The 25261-nt window shown below is 36.1% G+C and carries 14 protein-coding genes; 11 read left to right on the forward strand and 3 right to left on the reverse strand.

Annotated features, from left to right (window positions below):
* Positions 1–78: 78 nt before the first annotated feature.
* Together B0E44_RS01355 and B0E44_RS01360 are read left to right on the forward strand one after the other, a co-directional pair.
* Positions 79–1446, forward strand: coding sequence for a hypothetical protein (locus B0E44_RS01355; RefSeq protein ID WP_077370406.1), 1368 nt, complete (start codon positions 79–81; stop codon positions 1444–1446).
* A 79-nt stretch (positions 1447–1525) separates the two neighbouring features.
* Positions 1526–3793, forward strand: a complete 2268-nt coding sequence (locus tag B0E44_RS01360) for a glycoside hydrolase family 3 N-terminal domain-containing protein (protein WP_077370407.1) — start codon at positions 1526–1528, stop codon at positions 3791–3793.
* Between the two features lie 85 nt (positions 3794–3878).
* Here B0E44_RS01360 and bglX (B0E44_RS01365) read toward each other — a convergent pair whose 3' ends face one another.
* Together bglX (B0E44_RS01365) and B0E44_RS01370 are read right to left on the reverse strand one after the other, a co-directional pair.
* Positions 3879–6128, reverse strand: coding sequence for a beta-glucosidase BglX (bglX, locus tag B0E44_RS01365; protein ID WP_077370408.1), 2250 nt, complete (start codon positions 6126–6128; stop codon positions 3879–3881).
* Between the two features lie 118 nt (positions 6129–6246).
* Positions 6247–7653, reverse strand: coding sequence for a glycoside hydrolase family 5 protein (locus B0E44_RS01370; RefSeq protein ID WP_077370409.1), 1407 nt, complete (start codon positions 7651–7653; stop codon positions 6247–6249).
* A 695-nt stretch (positions 7654–8348) separates the two neighbouring features.
* Here B0E44_RS01370 and bglX (B0E44_RS01375) point away from each other — a divergent pair.
* The 9 genes from bglX (B0E44_RS01375) (at position 8349) to uxaC (ending at position 21055) form a co-directional block, all read left to right on the forward strand.
* Positions 8349–10589 (forward strand): beta-glucosidase BglX, encoded by a 2241-nt coding sequence (bglX, locus tag B0E44_RS01375; RefSeq protein WP_077370410.1) that lies wholly within the window; start codon positions 8349–8351, stop codon positions 10587–10589.
* Between the two features lie 64 nt (positions 10590–10653).
* Positions 10654–12456 (forward strand): glycoside hydrolase family 2 protein, encoded by a 1803-nt coding sequence (locus B0E44_RS01380; RefSeq protein WP_077370411.1) that lies wholly within the window; start codon positions 10654–10656, stop codon positions 12454–12456.
* Between the two features lie 50 nt (positions 12457–12506).
* On the forward strand, positions 12507–14939 hold the full coding sequence (locus tag B0E44_RS01385) for a glycoside hydrolase family 3 N-terminal domain-containing protein (protein WP_077370412.1): 2433 nt from the start codon (positions 12507–12509) through the stop codon (positions 14937–14939).
* A 4-nt stretch (positions 14940–14943) separates the two neighbouring features.
* Complete coding sequence (locus tag B0E44_RS01390) at positions 14944–15966, forward strand: sugar kinase (RefSeq protein WP_174565119.1); 1023 nt, start codon at positions 14944–14946, stop codon at positions 15964–15966.
* 43 nt (positions 15967–16009) lie between these two features.
* Positions 16010–16678: a bifunctional 4-hydroxy-2-oxoglutarate aldolase/2-dehydro-3-deoxy-phosphogluconate aldolase gene (locus B0E44_RS01395; RefSeq protein WP_217341282.1), complete on the forward strand. Its 669-nt coding sequence runs from the start codon at positions 16010–16012 to the stop codon at positions 16676–16678.
* A 4-nt stretch (positions 16679–16682) separates the two neighbouring features.
* Positions 16683–17501, forward strand: coding sequence for an SDR family oxidoreductase (locus B0E44_RS01400; protein WP_077370413.1), 819 nt, complete (start codon positions 16683–16685; stop codon positions 17499–17501).
* 137 nt (positions 17502–17638) lie between these two features.
* Positions 17639–18451 (forward strand): SDR family oxidoreductase, encoded by an 813-nt coding sequence (locus tag B0E44_RS01405; RefSeq protein ID WP_077370414.1) that lies wholly within the window; start codon positions 17639–17641, stop codon positions 18449–18451.
* Positions 18452–18473: 22 nt separating this feature from the next.
* Positions 18474–19631, forward strand: a complete 1158-nt coding sequence (gene uxuA / locus B0E44_RS01410; protein ID WP_077370415.1) for a mannonate dehydratase — start codon at positions 18474–18476, stop codon at positions 19629–19631.
* An 11-nt stretch (positions 19632–19642) separates the two neighbouring features.
* A complete protein-coding gene (uxaC, locus tag B0E44_RS01415) occupies positions 19643–21055 on the forward strand; it encodes a glucuronate isomerase (protein ID WP_077370416.1) in 1413 nt (470 codons plus the stop codon).
* An 89-nt stretch (positions 21056–21144) separates the two neighbouring features.
* On the opposite strand, the gene B0E44_RS01420 is transcribed toward uxaC, so the two are convergent.
* Positions 21145–25170: a PQQ-dependent sugar dehydrogenase gene (locus tag B0E44_RS01420; protein WP_077370417.1), complete on the reverse strand. Its 4026-nt coding sequence runs from the start codon at positions 25168–25170 to the stop codon at positions 21145–21147.
* Positions 25171–25261 lie beyond the last annotated feature (91 nt).

A 25261-nucleotide genomic window follows, 5' to 3' on the forward strand; every position in this document is an offset into this window, starting at 1 on the left:
GTCTTATTTAGATCATTCACAGGACTCTTTTTGCAACACTTTAGACTTTTTATAGTAATTATGAAATTATAGAAAATAATGAATAAATATTTATTTTATGGTTTATTGACTATATTATTAAACTCCTCTTGTTCTATTAAATCAGTAGTAACTCTAGAGGAAAATAATAGCGATTCTTCTGTTTCTAAAGAAGAAAAAAAAACAATACAGCCTATCAAAATTAGCCCAGTTCTTGTTGGAAATAACGTCTGGTTTTCAAACCCAACTAATGAGGTTTGGAAATTAACGGCTCAATCTGGAGTTACATCCATTCGAATTGGAGGCCATTCTTATGATAAAAAACTCCCATCGAAAGTAGAATTATTGGCGTGGGTTAAAAATATTCAAGCGATGGGTGCAGAGCCTATAATGCAGGTTTCACAATATGCACCAGCTTCTGACGCAGCAGATTTAGTTAAATATTTTAATATTGATTTGGCCTCTGGTAAAGCGATTAAATATTGGAATATTGGTAATGAACCTTGGCTGCAAAATGGTAAACCTGAGAGTTCAATTGTTGGTTCGATGGTGGAGACTTATTTTAAACCCTGCTCAGCAGCAATGAAATTAGTTGATCCAGCCATAAAAATATATGGACCTGATGAGTGTTATTATATGGATGAGGCTATGAATGATTTGTTTGGCGGTAAAAACGATATTTCAGGTAAAATACCTGGAAAGGAGTATTATTATTGTGACGGCATTTCATGGCATCGTTATCCTCAAGATACGAGTATTAATTTGGCATACGAAGGAATTGAAGATTTTAAATCCTCTATTTTAAAATGCAAGGCAAGAGTCGATTTTGTAAATGCATTGCACAATCGAAATGGTGATGATGCAATTGGATGGGCTATCGGTGAATATAATGGTAAAGGAGGTGAGCAGGTTCATACATGGGAAAATGGACAAATGTTTGGAGGCGTATTGAACTTGTGTATGGAATATGGTGCAACATATGGTGCAACTTGGAGTATGTTTGAAAATGAAGGCAATCGAAAAGGAACAGATTTTAGTTCCATTGACGGCAGCAATATGATTCCTAGACCTAGTTATCGTCACATGCAAATGATTGCCAAAAACTTTAAAGGCTTCTATGCAAAAGGGAAGTCATCATTATCAGATATAATAACTTTTGGTTCAGTTGATGGCAGCACAATTAGTGTTATGATCATGAATCGGGCAGATAAAGCAACTGCTTTTACATTGCATTTAAATAATACCGCTGAGCAATCAAATAGTAGTGTTCATTTAAATATAGATGCTCACAGTCCTATTATTTATACTGATACGATAGGACCATTGGCTACTTATACTTACGTTTTTAAAGACAATAAAATAGTCAAGACGGTGTATACTAATCAGCATTTTATAAATGAAAAAAGCCCTGATGAGGCAAAATTATAATCTATTCCATTAAGAATTGTTTTAGAGTTCTTTAAATGGAATTCGTATTAAATTTATATAACAATCAAAATTATACAAAATGAAAAAAAAGCATATATTTTTAATTCTCTTCAGTCTTTATTGTTTTTTTGGGTGGTCTCAAAAAGGCACTCCAACTGAAGCAGAAATAGAAAAGAAAGTAACTGAACTGCTTTCTAAAATGACTCTTGAAGAAAAAGTGGGTCAAATGACTAACATTGCGGTCACCATTTTTGAAACTAAAGGGCAACCTGGTGTTTTTGATATGGCCAAACTAAATGAAGCTGTTCAAAAATACCATATTGGGTCTTTGCAAAATATTCCAAATTCTGGAGCACCAACTCAAAAGAAATGGAATGAAATAATGACAAGTATAAATAATGAAACCAATAAGACAAGGCTTAAAATTCCAATATTATATGGAATTGATGCCATACATGGTGCAAATTATACTGCCGAAGGCACTCTGTTTCCTCAAGAAATTGGGCTAGCGGCTACATTTAATACTGCAATAACCAAAAAGGGAGCACAAATCTCAGCTTATGAAACTAGGGCATCTTCCATTCCGTGGGTTTTCTCACCAGATTTAGATTTACCCCGTAATCCTTCATGGTCAAGAATTTGGGAATCCTTTGGTGAAGATTCTTATTTGACAACCCAAATGGGATTGGCAATGGTAGAAGGTTTTGAAGGAAATGATGCTGGTTCAAAATACCAAGTGGGAACTTGTCTAAAACATTTTATCGGATACGGCAGTACAACAACAGGAAAGGACAGAACTCCAAGTATCATACCTGAACGTGTTTTGAGACAGTATGATTTACCTATTTATGAGGCTGCTATAAAAGCTGGAGCCAAAAGTATAATGATCAGTTCGGGAGAAATTAATGGAACTCCAGTTCATGCCAGTAAACAGTTGCTTACTGATATATTGAAGAATGAATTAGGATTTAAAGGCGTTGTAATTACCGATTGGAAAGATATTATTTATCTGCATACGAGACATAAAGTGGCAGAAACCAATAGAGATGCTGTTCGAATTGCTGTTTTGGCGGGTGTTGATGTTAGTATGGTTCCTGAAGATTATTCTTTTTATACGGATTTATTGGATTTGGTTAAGAAAGGGGAGGTGCCTATGTCAAGAATTGATGATGCCGTTACCCGAGTTTTAAGAATGAAAATGCAACTGAATTTATTCAATAGTAACATTTCAGATCCAAAAGACTATCCAAAATTTGCTTCGCAGGAATTCATCGATGAAGCTTATAAAGCAGCTTCAGAATCAATTACATTATTGAAAAACTCGAATGCAGTCCTTCCTTTAAATAAGTCCGAAAAAATATTGGTTACAGGACCAACTGCCAATAGCATGAAATATTTAAATGGAGGCTGGTCCTACAATTGGCAAGGGGAATTATCAGATAGTTTTGCCTCTGGTAAAATGACTATTCTTGAAGCATTACAAAATAAAGCAGGCAAAGAAAAAGTTCTCTACACTCTTGGTGCAGATTTAGCTATAGAAGATGATGCAGAAATCCAAAAGGCTGTTGAATTAGCCAAAGATGCATCAAAAATTATTTTATGCCTAGGAGAGAAAAATTATACCGAAACTCCTGGAGATATTGGCAATTTGTACATTAGCAGTTCTCAAATAAAATTAGCATTAGCACTTTCAAAATTAAACAAGCCTATTATTTTGGTTTTAAATGAAGGAAGACCAAGATTGATTAGTGATTTCGAAGATAAAATGAATGCAGTTGTACAATGTTACCTGCCAGGAAATGAAGGAGGAAGAGCATTGGCAGATATTCTTTACGGTGATGTAAATCCTAGCGGAAGATTACCATACAATTATCCAAGATATTCCAATTCATTAGAAAAATACAACAGAAAATATACTGAAAGTTTAGGTGATGAGGAACAAAATAATGATGCGAAATACGAGAAAAGCTATAATCCTCAATTTGAGTTTGGAACAGGTTTATCATACACCACTTTTACCTATACTAATCTTAAAATAGATAAAGCAGAAATAAACAACACTGATTCAATCACTGTTACTGTTGATGTAAAAAATACAGGATCAAAAGCAGGGAAAGAAGCAGTTTTACTTTATTTAACAGATCTGTATGCCAGTATTACTCCCGAAGTAAAGTCGTTGAAACGATTTGAAAAAATAAGTTTAGCACCAAACGAAAGCAAAACTGTAACGTTTGTTTTAAATCCAAAAGATTTGCAGTTTGTTAATAATGATTTAAAATGGATTTCTGAAAAAGGTACTTTTAGAATACAAATTTCAGATTTAAAGCAGGAGTTTTTATTGAAGTAAGTTTATATTTTTTGAATGGTAATGAACCGTCTCAATATTGTTTTGAGACGGTTTTTTTGTTAGCTTTTTTTAGAAAATTTGGAGTCTAGTTTTCCAGGTCAATAGTTGTTTTCAGCCGAATATCAGCTGAAGAAGAACCAATCATTACATCAAATGCTCCCGGTTCTGTTCCAAACACTAAATCTTTGTTCCAAAAAGCCAAATCTTCGGAAGTAATATCAAAAGTGATTTCTTTTGATTTTCCTGAAGGGATCATTACTTTTTTATACCCTTTTAGTTCTTTTACCGGTCTCGAAATACTAGCTGCCAAATCACGGAGATAAAGCTGAACTATTTCTTCTCCATCTCTTTTTCCAATGTTGGTTACCGTCAATTTAACTTTTATTGTTTCATTGGTTTTCAATTTTGTTTTATCCAGTACAAGATTGGAGTATTCAAAACGGGTATAGCTCAATCCGTGCCCGAAAGGATATAAAGGATCATTTGGAATATCCAGATATTTACTGGAATACTTTGCTTCTACATTAATTGGATTTCCTGTGTTTTTATGATTATAATAGATAGGGATTTGACCCACACTACGAGGAAAAGTGGCTGTTAATTTGCCGGAAGGATTATAATCACCAAACAAAACGTCTGCTACCGCATTACCAGTTTGAACACCGCCATGCCAAGCTTCTAAGACAGCATCAACATGTTCGTCTTCCCAAGTCAATGTCAAAGGTCTGCCATTTGATAAAATCAGTACAACAGGTTTTCCGGTGGCCAGCATTTCTTTTAGGAGTGTCTGCTGACATTCTGGAATACTAATATCAGAACGGCTTGCGGCCTCGCCGGACCAGTCTCTGGATTCCCCAAGTACTGCGACAATAATATCAGCTTTATCCGCTATATTTTTTGCCTCTTGCAATAATTGATTTTCTTTTTCAATCGATGGTGTGATGTAGTCTGCTTTCTTCTTGCTTACATTCAATAAATAAGGGTCGGTTGTATAGGAAGATCCTTTGGCATACAATACTTTGGCTTTGGTTCCTGTCGCATTTTTTATTCCTTCCAATATTGAGATCACGTTTTCGGCTTTGCCTTTCCAGGACCAAGTACCCAACATATCGCTTTTGCTGTTGGCCAATGGTCCAACCACTGCAATTTTTCCTGTTTTTTTAAGCGGAAGCAATTCTTTGTTGTTTTTTAGCAAAACAATGGAACGAGAGGCTATTTCTCGGGCAGCATCGATATGTTCTTTGCAGAGTATTACCTCCTTTGCTTTCTTTTCATTAAAGTATTTAAAAGGATCATCGAATAAGCCCAGCTTATATTTGGCTTCTAATATTCTTCTGCATGCACGATCAATCTCCTGTTGGGTAACTTTGCCTTCTTCAAGTGATTTACCCAAAGTGCTTACGTAAATTTGTCCCGCCAAATCCATATCTACACCTGCTTTTAATGCTCTAGCTGCTCCTGCTTGTGATTCGCCCATTCCATGTGTTTTCATTGAATTAATGGAAGCATAATCTGTAACGACAAGTCCTTTGAAACCCCAATCTTTTCTGAGCAAATCATCTAGCAGCCATTTGTTTCCTGTAGCGGGAATGCCGTCAACAACATTGAATGCTGTCATAAGGCTTCCGGCTCCAGCATCAATAGCCGCTTTATAGGGAGGCAGGTAATCTTGATACATAGAGAGTCTGCTCATATCAACGGTGTTGTAATCACGTCCGGCCTCACTAGCGCCATAAAGAGCAAAATGTTTGACACAGGCCAAAATGGTATTACTGGCTGATAAATCATTCCCTTGATATCCTTTTACATACGCTTTGGCTACTAGTGAACCATACCAAGGGTCTTCACCAGCACCTTCAGCAATTCTTCCCCAGCGTGGATCACGACAGATATCGACCATAGGGGAGTAGGTCCAGCAAATACCGCTAACACCAGCCTCGGTAGCAGCGATCTGGGCGCTTTTTTCAATTAATTCCATATCCCACATGCAAGACATCGCTAATGGAATCGGGAAAATGGTATTGTATCCGTGAATGACATCTTCACCGGCGATTAATGGAATTTTTAATCGGGATTCATTCACAGCAATTTCTTGATTTCTTTTTCCTCCTGTCGAGCCAATTAATCCTTTTCGGATGAAATCTTCCAATCCGCTTCCTTCTGTTGCAACGGGTAAATTTCCAACACCCGAAGCAAGATTGAGCTGTCCCAATTTTTCCATTAGGGTCATTTTGTTCATTAGCTGGTCAATGAATATATTCATTTTAGCATCTTGTGCTGAAACATTAACACAAAAAGTTATGATAGTAATAAAGATGCAAATAGCATTTTTCATAATTAATTTCTAAATTTTAGTTTGATTGTAATAATTTAATTGAACAGGATATATGAAATAACCCTTTTTGCTATTTCAAAAGCAAAAAGGGTCATTGGGTAGCAAATTTAATTTATCACTATTTCATCATTTCAATTACAATATTATTTGTAGATAAAGTGTAATTTATTTTATCAGTTGATGAGATTAATCCAAACCAACCGCGGTCATCCCAAACACTTGCAGACATATTATTAGCCAACATCGTTTTTCTCATTGTGCTATAATATTCATATACCACAGATGTGTTTCTTGCGGCAGAAGTTCTTCCTACACCAAATTCGCCATAATTTATAGCTACTCCTATTAATGCTGAATGCGTAGCAACTTTGGTAACGGCCGCTGCAATAGAAGTTGCCCCTGGGTAAGCTGAATCTGCTCCAGTTTGACCACAAAAGGCCCATGGATCATAAGTATGAACTTGAATAGCGAGATACTTGTCATTTCCCAGTCCGGGAAGCTCAGCTTTGCTAGGGTATACTTCCTCAATCATTCCTTGGTTTCCTTGCCCGTTTGGTTCAACCATTATAATACGGGTGGTGTTTCCGCCTCCAGTGGCACGTATTGCATCATATCCCACTTTGTTGATTTGTCTGGTAAGACTGATTGCGGTAGCACTAGTTGGGAGAGGAAATGTAAAACCGGCTTCGGCTCCCCATTGTCCCATTGTTCCTTCTGGTTCATTCAAAACATCAAAAATTAATTTACTGGAATAGCTTTTAAAATAGGTCGCTATATCTGTCCATATTGCTGAAAATTTATTGTTATACGTAGCCGATCCATCATAATAGTCTTTTAGCCAATGTTCATGGTGAGTATTAAGGACTACATATAAATCTTTGCTTAAGGCATAATCAATCGCAGCTTTCAATTCTAGAAAACGAGGGTTTGTGAAATCTACTTTTCCTGTCGAAGTATTTGCAAGTGTATTTCCACTCACGCTTTGTGCCCAGCTGACAGGAATACGTACGTGTTTCATTCCAGCCGCAGCATATAAATCAATTATGGATTTAATAGAGGTGATTGAAGTGGCATTTATTCCATTATCAAAAGTGTTTCCTAAATTAAAACCAGTACCCATCGCTTTTATAATATCAGCAGCAGTTTGAACAGCAGCTATAGTAAGAGTAACTGTTGTAGAGGCATTTATTGTTTTTCCATTATTAAAAGCAGTTACAGTTACAGTAAAAGTATTTGTTCCAGCTGTCGTAAAAGTATGGGTTAGTTCTCCATTTGTCATAGGGAGTGTTTTTCCTTCAACAACAATTTGATAGGTTGTAGCATTGTTTGCAGTTGCTTTAAATTTTACTGTTCCGCTGCCATCACCGTTTGGTTTGTCGGCTGTAGCTCCTGTAATTTCTGTCGTTATTTTTAGGTCAGATGGTGCTGAACTGTCTGTTTCACTTGAGGAATCACTGCTGCAGGATTGGAAAAAGACTAAAAAGCCTATTAGTAACAAAGTTAATTTTTGCATGTTTTTTTTCATTTTACTAGTATTGGTTTTTATTTGGGTTAATTAATATATTAAACATTCTAAATTATAAGGTGTTGATTATTTTGTTTCACTTTTTGGATTGAATGGTTTATGATGATTAAAAGTCTTGTTGATTTAGCATTCCTTATAATTTTAAGGATGATTGAAAGGGGTGTTTTCTTGTGCTATTTCAAATTTATTTAGTTTTTTAATAGTTAAGCTGTCCATATCGCAAATAAGGACGTATGAAGTATGAAATAGGGACGTTTGTCATATTAGTTGTTTTTTATTCAGGCCTTTTTTAGTTTTAGAAAAAAAATTAAAAGTATTTTTTTACTTGGCTAATTTTGAGAGGATAATATTTTAAAAGAAAGATTGAATTCTTAATAAATCTCAGATTTCATAAAAGAAAGCAAAAAGTGCAGATTCTTATATGTGTAAGGATTTGATGTGATAAATGAAAATAAAGATTCTCATTTTATTTTTAAATTAATAAAAATGGTACGTATAAACCCCTAAAGAAAGATTATCAGAACCCTCTTTGCAGTTATAATTTCCAAATTTTGTAATTAATTCAAAACATTTATTACGTAAACCAATATTACAGTTGTTTTTATAAAACTAAATAAAGGTCTTTATTAAGAAATAATTTTAGTGAACTGATAATAGCTCTAATTCGATTTACAATTCGAAAAAATATAAAACCTATGAATAAGCTGCCTTTTTTGCTATTTATTATAGCTAGTTTTTTAGCTGTTGAAAATAGTAATGCCCAAAAAAAAGATGTAGAAAGCAGAATTGAAGAAGTGCTTTCTAAAATGACCCTTCGGCAGAAGATTGGTCAGATGAATCAAATTAACGGGCGCAATCCTTCAGACAAATTATTCGAACAGATTCGTTCTGGCGAAGTTGGTTCAATGTTAAATGTTGGCAGCCCAGAATTGGTTAATCAATTGCAAAAAATTGCTAAGGAAGAATCGAAAACCGGAATCCCGTTAGTGATTGCAAGAGATGTTATTCATGGATTTAAAACCATGTTTCCAATTCCGTTAGGACAAGCAGCATCATTTAATCCTATTATAGTTGAAGAGGGTGCTAGAATTGCTGCAAGAGAAGCTTCGGAAAAAGGGATTCGCTGGACTTTTGCTCCTATGATGGATATTTCAAGAGATCCACGATGGGGAAGAATTGCAGAAAGTTTTGGTGAAGATACTTTTCTGGCAGAAATAATGGCAAAGGCTATGGTCAGAGGTTTTCAAGGAAATGATTTAACTAATCCTTATTCCATTGCAGCTTGTGCCAAACACTTTGTAGCTTACGGAGCAGCAGAGGGGGGAAGAGATTATAATACAACGAATATTCCGGATCGACAATTAAGAAACACCTATTTGCCTCCCTTTGAAAGTGCCATACGAGAAACAAATTGTGCGACGGTTATGACTTCATTTAACGCCAATAATGGGATACCAGCCAGCGGGAATGAATTTCTTTTGAGAGATGTTCTTCGAAAAGAGTGGGGATTTGACGGTGTTGTGGTTTCAGACTGGGGTTCTGTAAAAGAAATGATCCAGATTGGTTTTTGTGAAGATACCAAAGATGCAGCTCGAAAAGGAGTGAATGCAGGTGTTGATATCGAAATGGTTTCAGGCTGTTATTTAGAACACATTGAAGCTTTATTGGCCGAAGGGAAGTTGCAGCAAAAAACGATAGATGATGCCGTTAGAAATATTCTGAGGTTAAAGTTTAAATTAGGTTTGTTTGACAATCCCTATACTGATGTAAAGTCCAAAACTTCAGTGTATTCAAAAGAACATCTGCAGGCTGCAAAACAAGCTGCGGAAGAATCTTTTGTGTTGTTGAAGAATAAGAATAATATACTTCCTTTAAAAAAATCAGTCAAAACAATAGCTATTATTGGTCCAATGGCTGATGCCCCTCATGATCAGATGGGGACTTGGACTTTTGACGGTGAAAAAGCGATGACTCAAACTCCATTACAAGCTTTGCGTCAACAATATGGTAAAGATGTGAAATTTATTTATGAGCAAGGGCTTTCTTTTAGCCGGGATAATAATACGCAAAATTTTTCTAAAGCAGTTCAAGCTGCTCAACAGGCTGATTTGATTCTTGCTTTTGTGGGAGAAGAAGCTATTCTGTCAGGAGAAGCACATAGTTTGGCTGATATTAATTTAAAAGGAGCTCAAACCGAATTAATAGAAGCTTTGAGTAAAACAGGAAAGCCAGTAGTTACTTTGGTGATGGCAGGAAGACCATTAACTATTGCAAAAGAAATAGAATTGTCGGATGCAGTATTGTATTTGTGGCATCCCGGAACAATGGGCGGTCCAGCTGTTGCAGATATTTTGTTTGGAAAATCGATTCCAAGTGGAAAATTACCTGTAACTTTCCCTAAATATGTAGGTCAAATCCCTGTTTATTACAATCATGACAAAATTGGAAGACCGGCCACAAAAAAAGAAACATTAATAAATGATATTCCGTTGGAAGCCAAACAATCTTCGTTAGGAACTACTTCTTATTATTTGGATGCAGGTTTTGATGCGATGTTTCACTTTGGATATGGATTGTCATATACAACATTTGAGTATTCTAATATGGTTTTGTCATCAGATTTATTTTCTCAATCGGATGTGATAACAGTAAAAGTAGATTTAAAAAATACCGGAAATTACAACGCAACAGAGGTAGTTCAGCTTTATACGGCAGATTTATTTGGGTCAATAGCCAGACCCATAAAAGAACTAAAAGATTTCAAGAGAATCACTCTAAAACCGGGAGAAACACAAACTGTAGAATTTAAACTTCCAATTGCAAAACTTGCTTTTTGGGGAATCAATAATACAAAATCAGTAGAACGAGGAAAGTTTACAATAATGGTTGGGGGAAATAGCAATGATGTGCTAAAAAAAGAATTTTCTGTTCAATAAAAAAGTTTCAATAATATTAAACCTCAATGATTTCTTAATCTCAATAAAATAACAAATATATAATATGAAAAAAATGATAATGTTGTGTTTAACCCTTTCTTTCTTAGGGAAAACAACAGCTCAAGAAGTACCTCTGGTAGCTAATGTTTTCGCTAGAAACAATATTAATTTAAATGGGAAGTGGAATTATGTAGTGGATCCATTAGAAAATGGATATTATGATTACCGTCTTGTTCCTTTTCAAAATAATGGGTTTTTTGAAAATAAAACATTTAAGACCTCAGAATTACAAGAATATAATTTGAACACCTCTGCAACTATGGATATTCCATCAGATTGGAATACTAAAGATGATCGGTTGTTTTTTTATGAAGGAACAGTTTGGTTCAAAAAAGATTTTGTGTATAATAAAACAGCAGCGAGTAAAGGTATTCTTTATTTTGGAGCGGTTAATTATGATGCAAAAGTCTATGTGAACGGTAAATTAGTTGGCAGCCATGTTGGTGGTTATACTCCTTTCAATTTTGATGTTACCGATGTGTTGGTAGATGGGAATAATTTTGTTGTTGTCAAAGTAGATAACAAACGCCATAAAGACAATGTCCCAACGGTTAATATGGATTGGTGGAATTACGGAGGAATAACCCGTGATGTGGTACTTTCTCAAGTCCCAAATACGTATATTGAAGATTATCTTGTTCAATTGGATAAAAAGAACAAAGGGGTAATTTCAGGATGGGTAAAATTGAATGCTGCAACAGCAAATCAAACGCTGACAGTTCAAATTCCTGAACTGAAAATCAAAAAACAGGTTGTTACAGATGCTAATGGAATGGCATATTTTGAAGTAAAAGCCAATCCAGTTTTATGGATTCCGGAATCTCCTAAATTATATGATGTTACAATCAGCAAATCGGATGAAAATATTGCTGACAAAATCGGATTTAGAACCATAGAAACAAGAGGAAAGGAAATTCTATTGAACGGGAAAAAAGTTTTTTTGAGAGGAATCAGTATTCATGAAGAGGCTCCGTTTAGACAAGGGAGAGCTTGGTCTCGCGAAGATGCGGTTACCTTGCTTACTTGGGCAAAAGAATTAGGGTGCAATTATGTTCGTTTGGCACATTATCCTCACAATGAGACGATGGTGCGCGAAGCCGAAAGAATGGGATTAATGGTTTGGTCCGAGGTACCCGTTTATTGGACTATTTCATGGACAAACCCTGATACGTACAACAATGCACAGCGCCAATTGCACGATATGATTTATAGAGATAAAAATCGTTGTGCTGTTGTTATCTGGTCTATTGCCAATGAAACTCCTCATGGGGATGATCGTGATGTATTTTTGAGCAAACTTTCAAAATATGCCCGAGAGCAAGACAATACTCGTTTGATCAGTATGGCAATGGAAGTAACAAAAAGCGCAAATAATATGAACAAACTTAATGACAACATGAATGAATACGTTGATATTGTAAGTTTTAATCAATATTTAGGTTGGTATAGAGGAACAAATGAATCTTGTAAAACAATGCAGTGGGAGATACCGTATAACAAACCAGTTATTATCAGTGAATTTGGCGGAGAAGCATTACAGGGTTTGCATGGTGATAAAACAGAGCGCTGGAATGAAGAATATCAAGAAGAATTGTACAAACAAAATACTCAAATGTTTGCCAGAATTGATGGATTAGCAGGAGTATCTCCATGGATTTTGGTCGACTTTAGATCACCTCGCCGACAGTTGCCAGTAATTCAGGATTTCTTTAACCGTAAAGGATTAATCTCAAGTGCTGGAATAAAAAAGAAAGCATTTTATGTCATGAAAGATTGGTATGAAACAAAAAAAGAAGAGTATAAATAGAAAGCCATTTATAAGCTGCATTCCCTAGTTACACTATTTAAAATATCATAATGAAACAGAAGAATTTAATGTTTACTGTATTAGCAATTGCTATTACGGGTCAGGTCTCTATTGCGCAAAGTAAAGAGAATATTTACAAAAAAGGTTGGATCGATTTCAATAAAAATGGAATTATGGATGTCTATGAAAATCCAAAAGAACCAACGGAAAAAAGAGTCTGGAATTTGGTATCCTTGATGAACTTGGACGAAAAGACATGCCAAATGGCAACGCTTTATGGATTCAAAAGAGTATTGAAAGACTCATTACCAACACCGAATTGGAAAAATGAGATCTGGAAAGATGGAATTGCCAATATTGATGAGCAATTAAACGGAGTAGGACTTTTGACCTCCAATGGTAGAAATGCCGTTGTGTCCAAAAATCTTATTTATCCTTTCAGTAATCATGCCGAAGCCATCAACAAAACCCAAAAATGGTTTATTGAAGAAACACGATTAGGTATTCCTGTTGATTTTACGAATGAAGGAATTCACGGTTTAAACCACACTAAGGCAACTCCTCTGCCTGCACCAATTGGTATTGGTTCTACCTGGAACAAAGATTTAGTGTTAAAAGCAGGTCAAATTGCCGGCCGTGAAGCAAAAGCTTTGGGATATACCAATGTTTATGCTCCAATTTTGGATTTGTCCAGAGATCCAAGATGGGGTCGTGTTTTAGAAACTTACGGAGAAGATCCTTTTCTGGTAGGTGCTTTGGGAACACAAATGGTTAAAGGAATTCAAAGTCAGGGTGTAGCTTCCACATTAAAACATTACGCTATATACAGTGTGCCGAAAGGAGGTCGTGACGGAAATGCTAGAACTGACCCGCACGTTAATCCGCGTGAATTACACGAAATACATCTTTATCCGTTCAAAAAAGTGATACAAGAGGCGCAGCCTATGGGCGTGATGAGTAGCTATAACGATTGGAATGGTGAGCCGGTATCTGCCAGTCATTATTTCTTGACACAATTATTGCGTTGGGAATATGGTTTTAAAGGGTATGTGGTTAGTGATAGTGAAGCCGTTGAATTTATTTATACCAAACACCAAATTGCTCCTACCTATCAAGATGGAGTACGACAGGTTGTTGAAGCGGGATTGAATGTAAGAACCCATTTTACTCCACCAAAAGATTATATTCTTCCTTTGCGTAATCTAGTAAATGAAGGAAAATTATCGATGAAGTTAGTTGATGAAAGAGTAGCTGAAGTCTTGAGAGTGAAATTCAGATTAGGACTTTTTGATACTCCTTATGTGGCAGATCCAAAAGTGGCCGATGCCATTGTAGGTGCCGATAAAAACAAAGATTTTGTATTGGACATTCAAAAACAATCCTTGGTTTTGCTTAAGAATGAAGGGAATTTATTGCCATTGGATAAAACTAAAATAAAAAAAATTTTAGTTACAGGACCTCTTGCTGCCGAAGAAAACTATATGGTAAGCCGCTATGGTCCCCAAGAACTTAAAAACACTACCGTTCTTGATGGTATCAAAGAATATTTGGGTAAGGATGTCGCTGTTGATTATGCTAAAGGGTGTGACGCAGTTGATGCCAATTTTCCTGAAAGCGAATTGATTAATTTTCCTTTAACAACTAAAGAACAAAGCGATATTGATCAAGCTGTGTTTTTAGCCAAACAAAATGACATTATTATTGTTGCACTTGGTGAAGACGAGAAAACTACTGGAGAAAGCAAATCCAGAACAGGTTTAGATTTACCGGGTCGTCAACAACTGTTATTGGAAGCCTTGTACGCAACAGGAAAACCAGTGGTTTTGGTGTTGATAAACGGACAGCCTTTAACCATTAATTGGGCGCAAAAATTCGTGCCTTCAATTTTGGAAGCTTGGTTTCCAAGTCATCAAGGAGGTAAAGCCATCGCTGAAACATTGTTTGGAGATTATAATCCGGGAGGAAAATTGACGGTTACTTTTCCAAAATCAATGGGGCAAATTGAATTAAATTTTCCTTATAAACTAGGTTCTCACAACACACAAGGAAATGAAGGACCCAACGGTTTTGGAAAAACAAGTGTTAATGGTGCACTTTATCCTTTTGGTTATGGATTGAGTTATACCACTTTTAGTTATTCTAATTTAAAAGTAACTCCAACGAAACTGAATTCTCAGGCAGAAATTAAAGTTGCTGTAAATGTAACCAATACAGGAAAACGAGCAGGGGATGAGGTAGTACAATTATATATAAGTGATAAAAATGCGAGTGTAGTTACTTACGACTCTGTCTTGAGAGGTTTTGAGAGAGTGAATCTGCAGCCTGGAGAAACAAAAACAGTAAATTTTACTTTACAGCCATCGGATTTGATGTTGTTGGATAAAAACATGAAGTGGACAGTTGAACCTGGAGATTTTGATATTAAAGTTGGATCCTCTTCTGAAGACATCAAACTAAAAGAACGTATAACTATTTTGCCTTAAAATAATGGCTGCTGAAAATATAAAAAAACGAATTGTCTCATTTGGTGAAATACTAATGCGGCTTTCACCGCCCAATCTTTTGCGGCTTTCTCAAACCAAATCTTTTGATGTGCATTATGGAGGTGCCGAAGCTAATGTAGCCACATCGTTATCCATTTTTGGATTGGATGTGACATTCATTACGGCAGTTCCACCCAATGAACTTGGTGAATCTGCATTGAGTATGTTGCGCTCGCACAGTGTAAAAACAATTTCTGCAAAACAAGGAAGCCGATTGGGAATTTATTATTTTGAACACGGCGCTTCAGAACGTCCTGGTAAAGTCGTGTATGACCGAAGCGGTTCTTCTTTTGCGGAACTTAAAAAAGGGATGATTGATTGGGAATCTGTTTTCAAAGAAGCAGATTGGTTTCATTGGTCTGGAATAACTGTCGCACTTTCACTAGAGTTGGCAGATGTGTGTGAAGAAGCTTTGATTGTTGCTGATAGAATGGGATTGACCATATCGTCCGACTTAAATTATCGCCCCACTTTATGGAATTATGGTAAACAAGCTTATGAAATAATGCCCAACTTAGTGCAGTACTGTGATGTATTACTGGGGGGAATTGATGATTCTGAAAAATGTTTAGGTATAAAAGTAAATCCTTCGGATGATTTGGAAGTCGTTTTCAAACATTGGAGACAAAAATTCCCTAATCTAAAAATAATTGCTTCGACTGAACGATATGATGCGAATGCTTCTTCGAATATGCTGAGTGCCGTTTTGTGGACTGGAGAAAAAATGTTCCGATCGAAGAAATACAATATAAGTCATATTGTGGATAGAATTGGCGCAGGAGACGCATTTATGGCAGGAATAATTTATGGTCTTATACATTTTCCAGATGATGTTCAAACTGCTTTGGAATATGCTGTCGCTGCTGGATGTTTGAAACATTCGATTGCTGGCGACATCAATTTGGCTACTGTAAAAGAAGTAGAAGCCTTAATGAATGGAGCTAGCGGAGGTAGAGTGGTTCGATAATCAATATTAAAATAATGGATTTACGATTGAAAAAATATTTAAAATGATGAAAAAAACAAAAAGCGCAGTATCTGAAATTTTATTAAATGCAGGAATGATTCCTGTTTTTTATAATGGGGATGATGTTTTAAGTATAGAAGTGTTACAGGCTTGCTATAATGGTGGGATAAAAGCTTTTGAGTTTACAAATAGAGGCCCGAATGCTTTGACAGTTTTCCAATCGCTAAGAAAATATATTGACGAAAATAAATTGGATATTTTATTGGGAGCTGGTACTATTTTGAATGTTGATACCGCTAACGATTTTGCCAATGCTGGAGCTGATTTTTTAGTTTCCCCAATATTAAACGAAAAGATCGCGGTCTATGCTAATGATAATGAGTTGTATTGGATTCCGGGCTGTTCCACATTAACAGAAATTGCCAATGCGGAAGATTTGGGAGCGGAAATTATAAAAGTATTCCCAGGATCAGTATTAGGGCCAGATTTTATTTCGGCAGTAAAAGGGCCGATGCCTTGGTTAAAACTGATGCCAACTGGTGGTGTAGAATTAAACGAAAAAAATCTAGCAGCTTGGTATAAAGCTGGTGTAGTTTGTGTAGGTATTGGTTCGCAACTGATTACAAAAGTTATTTTGGAACAAAGAGATTTTCAAGCATTGGAAATGACTATAAAATTGACTTTAGAGATTATTAAAACTTATAAAAAGTAACGAGATGGATACTAAAGAATTATTTAATCTGAAAGGAAAAGTAGCACTTATTACTGGAGGAGCAGGTGTTCTAGGAAGTAGTATGGCACAGGTTTTGGCAAAATATGGAGTAATTACAGGTATTTTAGGTCAAACTATCGAAAAAACGGATGCCACAGTTCAGGTTATAAAAAAAAATGGAGGTGAGGCTTTTGCTGTAAAGGCGAATGTTTTGAATAAAGAGGAACTGGAAGAAGTTCGTGATTTTATTATTGGTAAATATGGTAGACTTGATATTTTGATCAATGCGGCGGGTGGCAATATACCTGGTGCAACTATAGCACCAGATCAGGCTATTTATGATATGGAATTAGAGCATTTGCAAAAGGTTTTGGATTTAAATAACATTGGAACCATGTTGCCTTCTCAAGTGTTTTCTGAAATTTTTGCCAATCAAAAAACAGGAATTATTATCAATATTTCGTCTAATACTGCTCAAAGACCTTTAACTAATGTTGTGGGTTATTCTGCAGCCAAAGCGGCAATAGATAATTTCACGAAATGGTTGGCTGTTGAATTAGCCAGTAAATATGGTGAAGGACTTCGTGTTAATGCAATAGCTCCAGGTTTTTTTATTGGTAAGCAAAACAGAACTTTACTACTTTCTCCTGATGGAAGTTTAACTTCAAGAGGAGAAAAAATTATAGAGCATACTCCGATGGGAAGATTTGGAATGCCAGCAGATATGGATGGAGCTTTGTTGTTTTTATGTTCTGATATGTCCAAGTTTGTCACCGGAATAGTTATTAATGTTGATGGTGGTTTTGGAGCCACCAGTATTTAAAAAATGAAATTTCAGGGTTATTTTGTTTATGACCCAAAAAACAAAAAAGAAGTGTTTTAAGATTATAAAGCTAAAATGAAATAAATGCTGTTTTGATCTTAATGCAATGTGTGTAAAATAATTAACAATTAAATTATATGAATTCAATATTTAATCTGAAAGGAAAAGTTGCTCTTATCACAGGAGGTGGAGGAGTACTAGGCAGTAATATGGCTATAGTTTTGGCCAAACAAGGTGTTATAACTGGTATCGTTGGACTTACAATAGAAGAAGCGGAAGCTACAGTAGCTAGAGTAGTTGCGGTTGGAGGTGAAGCTTTCGCGGTTAAATCTAACGTTTTGAACAAAGAAGATTTAGAAGTAACAAGAGATTTTGTTATGGAAAAATACGGTCGTTTGGATATCTTGATTAATGCTGCAGGTGGCAATATGCCTGGTGCTACTATAGGACCAGATCAAGCTATTTATGATATGCAATTAGCTCACCTACAAAAGGTTTTAGATTTAAATATCATCGGGACTATGTTGCCATCTCAAGTGTTTTCTGAAATTTTTGCAAAACAAAAATCAGGTATTATTATTAACATTTCTTCGGCATCTGCTCAAAGACCATTATCAAGAGTGGTGGGGTATTCGGCTTCAAAAGCGGCTATTGACAACTTTACCAAATGGATGTCAGTAGAATTAGCAGGAAAATATGGTGAAGGATTACGAGTAAATGCCATTGCTCCAGGGTTTTTTATTGGAGAACAAAATAGAGCATTACTACTTTCACCAGATGGAAGTTTAACTCCAAGAGGAGAAAAAATTATCGAACACACCCCAATGGGAAGATTTGGTATTCCGGAAGACTTAGATGGAGTATTATTATTTTTATGCAGTGATATGTCCAAGTTTGTAACTGGAATTGTTGTTCATGTTGACGGTGGTTTTGCAGCCACAAGTATATAATATAATAAAAAATTTATAAATTATGGAACAAACATGGAGATGGTATGGACCCAATGATCCAGTAAAATTATCTGATGCTAAACAAGCCGGTGCCACTGGAATTGTTACAGCCTTACACCATATTAAAAACGGACAAGTGTGGGAAGTGGATGAGATAATGAAAAGAAAAAAGGAAGTAGAAGCAGCAGGATTAACTTTTTCGGTTGTGGAAAGTATTCCAGTGCACGAGGACATCAAAAAACAATCAGGGGATTATTTAAAATATATAGATAACTATAAGCAAAGTATCAAAAATTTAGCAGCTTGTGGTATTTATACGGTATGCTATAATTTTATGCCAGTTTTAGACTGGTCCAGAACTGATTTGTCTTATGAAATGCCGGATGGTTCGAAAGCATTGCGATTTGATATCAATGAATTTGCCGCTTTTGAATTGTTTATTCTAAAAAGACCAGGGGCAGAAAATACGTATACAGAAGCACAAAAAGCGAAAGCAAAAACTACTTTTGAAAAGTTGACAGTTGCCGATAAAGTAAAATTGCAACAAAACATTATTGCGGGTTTACCGGGCGCAGAAGAATCCTATACTGTTGAGGATTTCTTGAAAGTACTTCAAGGGTATGATGGTATTGATGCCAATAAATTAAAAGAAAATTTATATTATTTCTTACAAGAAATAGTGCCAGTAGCCGAAAGCGTAGGCGTGAAAATGGCTATTCATCCAGATGATCCTCCTTATCCAATTTTAGGTTTGCCAAGAGTGGTAAGTACCGAAGCTGACTTGAAACAATTGCTAAATGCAATTGAATCGCCATCAAATGGATTTTGTATGTGTACCGGTTCATACGGCGTTATTGCCGAAAATGATTTGCCTGGAATCGTGGACCGGCATGGAGAAAAAATGAATTTTATTCATTTAAGAAGTACGCAACGCGATGCAGAAGGAAATTTCTACGAAGCCAATCATCTCGAAGGGGACGTTGATATGTATGAAGTGGTGAAATCGATTCTTAAAATGCAAAAACAAACCAATAGAATCATACCAATGCGTCCAGATCACGGTCATCAAATGCTGGATGATTTAAAGAAAAAAACAAATCCAGGATATTCAGGAATAGGTCGATTGCGAGGTTTAGCCGAATTGCGTGGATTGGAAATGGGAATAAAAAGAAGTTTATAAATAGTAGTATTATGGTTTCAAATACATTTATTACAGATGATTTTTTGCTTCATAATGAGGTGTCAAAAACCTTATATCACGATTATGCAAAAGTGCAACCTATTGTTGATTACCATTGCCATTTGTCTCCAAAAGATATCGCTGAGGACAGACAATTTGATAGTATAACTCAAATATGGCTCGAAGGAGATCATTACAAATACAGAGCTATGCGTGCTAATGGTATCAATGAAAAATTTATTACTGGAGACGCAAGTGATTATGAAAAATTTTCGAAATGGGCAGATACTGTTCCATATACTTTACGAAACCCTTTATACCACTGGACTCATTTGGAATTGAAAAATTATTTTGGCATTGATACTTTATTAAAACCTGAATCAGCGGAAACAATTTATAGTCAATGCAATGATTTATTAAAAAAGCCTGAATATTCTGTTCGTAATCTGCTTCGAAGAATGAATGTCAAAGTTGTAGGGACTACTGATGATCCAACAGATGATTTACTTTATCACAAACAACTTCGCAAAGAAAAATTTGAAATTATGGTTTTGCCTTCTTTTCGACCAGACAAAGCAACAGAAATCGAAAAAGGACAAGTTTTTTTAGATTGGATTAAAAAACTGGGAAAAACGGTTGGTTTTGTAATTGAGGATTTTAATTCTTTGATAAAAGCATTACAACAAAGACATGATTTTTTTCATGAAATGGGATGTCGTATTTCTGATCATGGTCATGCAACATTTTATGCAGAAGATTATTCTTCCGATGATCTTTTTGAAATTTTTGATAAAGCTTTGAGAGAAGTTTCATTAACAGAACTAGAAATTAGTATTTACAAATCGGCAGTTTTATTTAAGTTGGCATTGATGAATAATGAAAAGTCTTGGACTCAACAATTTCATATTGGAGCCATCAGAAATAATAATAATAAAATGATGCAAAATATTGGATCTGATCAAGGGTTTGATTCAATTGGAGACCTGAATATGGCAAAGAATATGTCTAGGTTTTTCGATAAATTAAGTTCATGTGATTCACTTGCTCAAACAATAGTATATAATCTAAATCCTCGAGACAGTGAAATGTTTGCCTCTATGGTCGCAAATTTTAATGATGGTAATGTCGTGGGGAAAATGCAATACGGAGCTGCCTGGTGGTTTCTTGACCAAAAAGAAGGAATGGAAAAGCAACTAAATGTGTTGTCAAATTTCGGTTTATTAAGTCGTTTTGTGGGTATGGTAACTGATTCTAGAAGTTTCTTGTCGTTCCCTCGTCATGAGTATTTTAGACGCATTCTTTGTAATGTACTTGGCGATGAAGTTGAAAAAGGGGAACTGCCTAATGATATGATTTTAATTGGGAATTTAGTTGAAGGTATTTGTTATAAAAATGCTGAGAGGTATTTTAATTTAACAGAATAATTGTTTTTTAGATTGAGATTGTTTGTTTATTAAAAGACTGCTTGAAAAAGCAGTCTTTTTTTGTTCAATAGATTTACAAAGTTTCTAAACTATTTTTTAATGATTTTACTTGTTTCCACAGTATCTCCTTTTTTAATTTTCAATACATAAGTTCCTGACGGGATATTACTAATGTTGATACTTTCGTGAAAGTTACCTTTCACATTTTGAAATTCATTTGATAAAACTGAGTTTCCTGAAAAGTTATATAAGACTAAGGAAACTGTTGCTGTTTTGTCAACAGAAGTTACGATTGTAATACTATCAGATGCTGGGTTTGGGTAAACAATTGTTCCAGTTGCTATTGTTTCTTCAGGAGATGCTGTTTTAGCAGTACTTGATTTAGCAGTACTTGTTTTCGCAACTGGATTTGCCAAACTCCATTTAAAAGACGAATATGTAGTGTTAATTGTATTTTGAATAATTTCAATGCCAGTTCCATTTGCACCTCCTGCAGGGCGTATGTACATGCCTGATTTTCTGTTTCTTATCCAATAAAAATTAGCTTCATCAGATGTTTCAATAGCCCATTGAAGTTCGGTATTAGTAGTACTTGTAACCAAAGTAGTTTGGGATAGATTTGTATTATCTACAGTTGATCCTCCAGTAGGCTGTATTGCTTTACCAGTATATCGATTTACAATATAGTAATAGCCTGCAACTGGTGCTGCTATAAATTCCCATTGATAAGAACTGAATGTAGGTACTGTTGTTTCTTCATATTGAGTAATAAAAGCGGTTGCAGTTCCCCCAGTTGGGCGCATATAATCGGCAGTGTATTTGTCAATCAAATGGAAGTACGAAGATGTAAATGGATCAGAAGAAGATGTAGTTACAGTGATTGTAATTGCTGAAGAAGTAGTTGTTGCTCCGCCGTTATCTGTAGCTTTCGCGGTAACGCTATGTGATCCTAGAGTTGGTGTCCAGCTATAGGTGTATGGACTGGAGGTATCGGTTCCTATGAGTGTAGTGCCATCATAAAATGAAACCGAAGCAACTGTTCCTGGAGCAGTATCAGTGGCAGTCGCACTAAGGGTTACAACAGTTCCTGATGTAACTGTAGCTTCAGCCGTAGTATTGACCACTGTGGGCGGTGTATTTGCCGTTGCCGAAGTAATGTTTACATAATTAATGTTTTGATCAGCAGTGTCCATTACAATACGTATCACTTTTTGGCCTGCGGTTAATTGTATACCATTAACATAAACGCTCTTAAAATCTTGCCATCCAGTTCCAACGGGTACAGCTACAGGCCCAGAAACGTTTACTCCGTCCACTTCCAAATGTATGGTTTTCCCTGTTGTAATTGCAGCGATGCGAAATTCAAAGTTATACGAACCGTTAGCAGTAACATTAACAGTATATTCTGTCCAGTCTCCAGCAGCCGAATAACTAAGATTATACCCACCTTCTGTAGTAGCTTCAATGTCTACATCGTCAGTACGGTATGCGTTACCGCTATTTCCTGGCGTGGCATCATTATAAGCAACTCCTTGTCCTCCTAGATCATAGTTTTCAGCTTCTATTTTTCCTGGTATAGCCAAAGCGGTACCGCTATAAGGAGATTGTGTCGTAACAGCTGGGGAATATGTGATTACTATCTGCGGCGGGTTAGCACCTTCTTTAGAGCTCCATGTCGTTTGAGGCGTTGTAACCGCTAAGTTTTTCATATTAAAACTTACGGCAGTTCTTCCTGCCAGTTTTTCTGATTGTATGTAACTGGTTACATCCCATAAGTAATATTTTCCGTTGATATCATTTACAGTAGTTGTTGCCAGTGCTGTGGCACCCGCTGCTGGTTTATTGTTCCAGTTTATAGTTGCTTCTGCCCATGTTGTGGTTGCAACAGAATACATACCTACAGGAATAGAACCAGCAGCGCCTAGGTTTCCATATACTTTTATCTGCGCATTGTTAATGTTCCCATTAATGGTAGTTAAATCGAAATTCAAATAGCCTTCTCTATTGAAACCGCTGTTAGTGGCTACATCCATTTTAGTTTCTATTTTGGCAGGATCAGTAGCTCCGTAATTTATGGCTGCATTGGCTCCGTCTTTTACATACGCATCTTTTGTGGCTGTAAGTGTAGCACTTAATGCGGTAGAAGGTACAAATACAGCTGTGTACGTGGTGTTATCCGTTGGTACTGAGAAGAATTGAGTCATCGTACCTCCGTGTTCCCAATGATCAAATTGATAATTAACACCGCCAATAGTCTGGTATTGTAAAGTACCCATTTCAAACGTTATACCTTCGACACCAGGCGTAGCATAAGGTGTACTTTGCGGTGCTCCATTTACTGTGACTTGAAGTCCAGCAGGTTGTGTGGCAAAACTTACTGTCGATAATTGAGGAAATATGGATACGGAGGCAGTACCTGTCAATCCATTGCTATCAGTAACTGTTAAAACTAATCGATACGACACATTGGTATCTTTTTCGTTTCCAGTTAAAGTAGCGAAGGATCCTGTTTTAGATCCAACAGCTAATCCTGTAGTTGCTAAATCATGTGAGTGATCATCATTATGGTCAAAAAACAATCCCCATTTGAATGCACTGGCAGGCAAGGTTCCGTCTTCTGTATCGCTGCCTGACCCTGAAAACGAAATGGTTTGACCCGCATAATAAGTTAATCCTGAAGCTGGAGTAATAATGGTAGCTACAGGAGGGGCATTGTAAGCTTGAACCGTCAGGGTAGCTGCATTACTTGTTGCCGAACCAAAAGAGTTAGTGGCAGTTACTGTGTAACTTCCTGCATTAGCTGCAACAACAACTGGTATTGTATACGTAGTACTGGTTGCCCCTGCAATATTGACCCCGTTTTTTTTCCATTGATAAGTCATAGGAGTTGCTCCCGAAGCATTTACAGAAAAACTTGCTGGTTGCCCCGAAATTATCGTAACACTTGCAGGCTGATTAGTAATTGCCGGTACGCTTGTATTGGTATAGATAATCTTATAAATGGTTCCGTTTTGAGCATAATACACGTTTCCATCTGCTCCTAAACGAAGTGTAGTGGTGTTAGCACCTGGAGATGCCGATCCAACTCCTGTTCCAAAATTAGTATAAGCACCTGTAGAAGGATTTATGTAATTAATCCAGTTATTACAATAATCCATATAGAAAAATTTGCCCACATAGGCTGCAGGATAATTAGTTATTGCAGACTCTAAAAACGCACCCCCTATAATGGCACAACCTTCCGATGTAGTTCCTGGAGTATAATTAGGATTTGTAACATAATAAACAGGGTTTTTAAAAGCAGGGTTAGTGGAATTTCCTTCAACAGTTGGATGACCAGAATTAGTACCAGCTGTTGTAACATCATTAATCTCCTCAGCAAAAGTTTGCCCTACGTTGCAAACATATATTTTTCCTGTTGATGGAGAAATATCCATTGACCATGGATTACGTTCTCCCATAGACCAAATACACTTTCGTGCCGTGTTTGCCCCAGCATCATTGTAATAAGGGTTTCCTACTGCTGGTGTTCCATCGGGATTAAGTCTTAAAACTTTACCACCATAAGAATTTTTGTCTTGAGCAGCCGAAGGAATATCATTTTCGCCAATAGATATATAGAGATAGCCATCTTTAAATCGTATTGCTCCCCCATTATGGCGTTGTGATGTAGTAGATAAAAGTGGAAAATCCCTAAGAGTTAACTGAGCAACTACTGCATCTCCGCTAAGAGTTAGTCTGGATAATCGATTTACCAAACCAGTTGTTGTATAGCATACATACATATAGTTATTTGTCGCAAAATTTGGATCTAATGTAATTGCACTAAGTCCGTCTTCTCCACCACTTCTTACATTAGATAATGTGATCATAGTCGATAGCACGCCGTTTTTATATAGCCGTATACGACCATCTTGATGTGCTATAAATATCCTGCCATCAGTTGCAAAAGCCAAATTTGTTACAGTAGCACCCGTACTTACAACTTGAACCCTGCTAAAACCTGAAGGAAATGTTTGAGCTTGGATTAGGCCACATGTTAGAAAAGTTAAAAACAGCATGGCACACAAGGTGAATCGCCGTAAACAGTTAATTTTTAGTGATTTTTGTTTCATGATTTTATTAAATTGGTTATAAAATTGTTCAGCGAATTATTTATATTAATAACTTGAATTCGATTAATCCTTAAATATTTAATAATTGATT

It is taken from the genome of Flavobacterium sp. A45, from assembly GCF_002001005.1.
In the GTDB taxonomy this organism is placed as follows: domain Bacteria; phylum Bacteroidota; class Bacteroidia; order Flavobacteriales; family Flavobacteriaceae; genus Flavobacterium.

Bases quoted from the DNA above. Each gene is read 5' to 3' on its own strand.
- B0E44_RS01390 (WP_174565119.1), top strand. From the start codon at position 14,944: ATGGCTGCTGAAAATATAAAAAAACGAATTGTCTCATTTGGTGAAATA.
- B0E44_RS01395 (WP_217341282.1), top strand. From the start codon at position 16,010: ATGATGAAAAAAACAAAAAGCGCAGTATCTGAAATTTTATTAAATGCA.
- B0E44_RS01420 (WP_077370417.1), bottom strand. From the start codon at position 25,170: ATGAAACAAAAATCACTAAAAATTAACTGTTTACGGCGATTCACCTTG.
- B0E44_RS01370 (WP_077370409.1), bottom strand. From the start codon at position 7,653: ATGAAAAAAAACATGCAAAAATTAACTTTGTTACTAATAGGCTTTTTA.
- B0E44_RS01360 (WP_077370407.1), top strand. From the start codon at position 1,526: ATGAAAAAAAAGCATATATTTTTAATTCTCTTCAGTCTTTATTGTTTT.
- B0E44_RS01385 (WP_077370412.1), top strand. From the start codon at position 12,507: ATGAAACAGAAGAATTTAATGTTTACTGTATTAGCAATTGCTATTACG.
- B0E44_RS01400 (WP_077370413.1), top strand. From the start codon at position 16,683: ATGGATACTAAAGAATTATTTAATCTGAAAGGAAAAGTAGCACTTATT.
- uxaC (WP_077370416.1), top strand. From the start codon at position 19,643: ATGGTTTCAAATACATTTATTACAGATGATTTTTTGCTTCATAATGAG.
- B0E44_RS01380 (WP_077370411.1), top strand. From the start codon at position 10,654: ATGAAAAAAATGATAATGTTGTGTTTAACCCTTTCTTTCTTAGGGAAA.
- B0E44_RS01405 (WP_077370414.1), top strand. From the start codon at position 17,639: ATGAATTCAATATTTAATCTGAAAGGAAAAGTTGCTCTTATCACAGGA.
- bglX (WP_077370410.1), top strand. From the start codon at position 8,349: ATGAATAAGCTGCCTTTTTTGCTATTTATTATAGCTAGTTTTTTAGCT.
- uxuA (WP_077370415.1), top strand. From the start codon at position 18,474: ATGGAACAAACATGGAGATGGTATGGACCCAATGATCCAGTAAAATTA.
- B0E44_RS01355 (WP_077370406.1), top strand. From the start codon at position 79: ATGAATAAATATTTATTTTATGGTTTATTGACTATATTATTAAACTCC.
- bglX (WP_077370408.1), bottom strand. From the start codon at position 6,128: ATGAAAAATGCTATTTGCATCTTTATTACTATCATAACTTTTTGTGTT.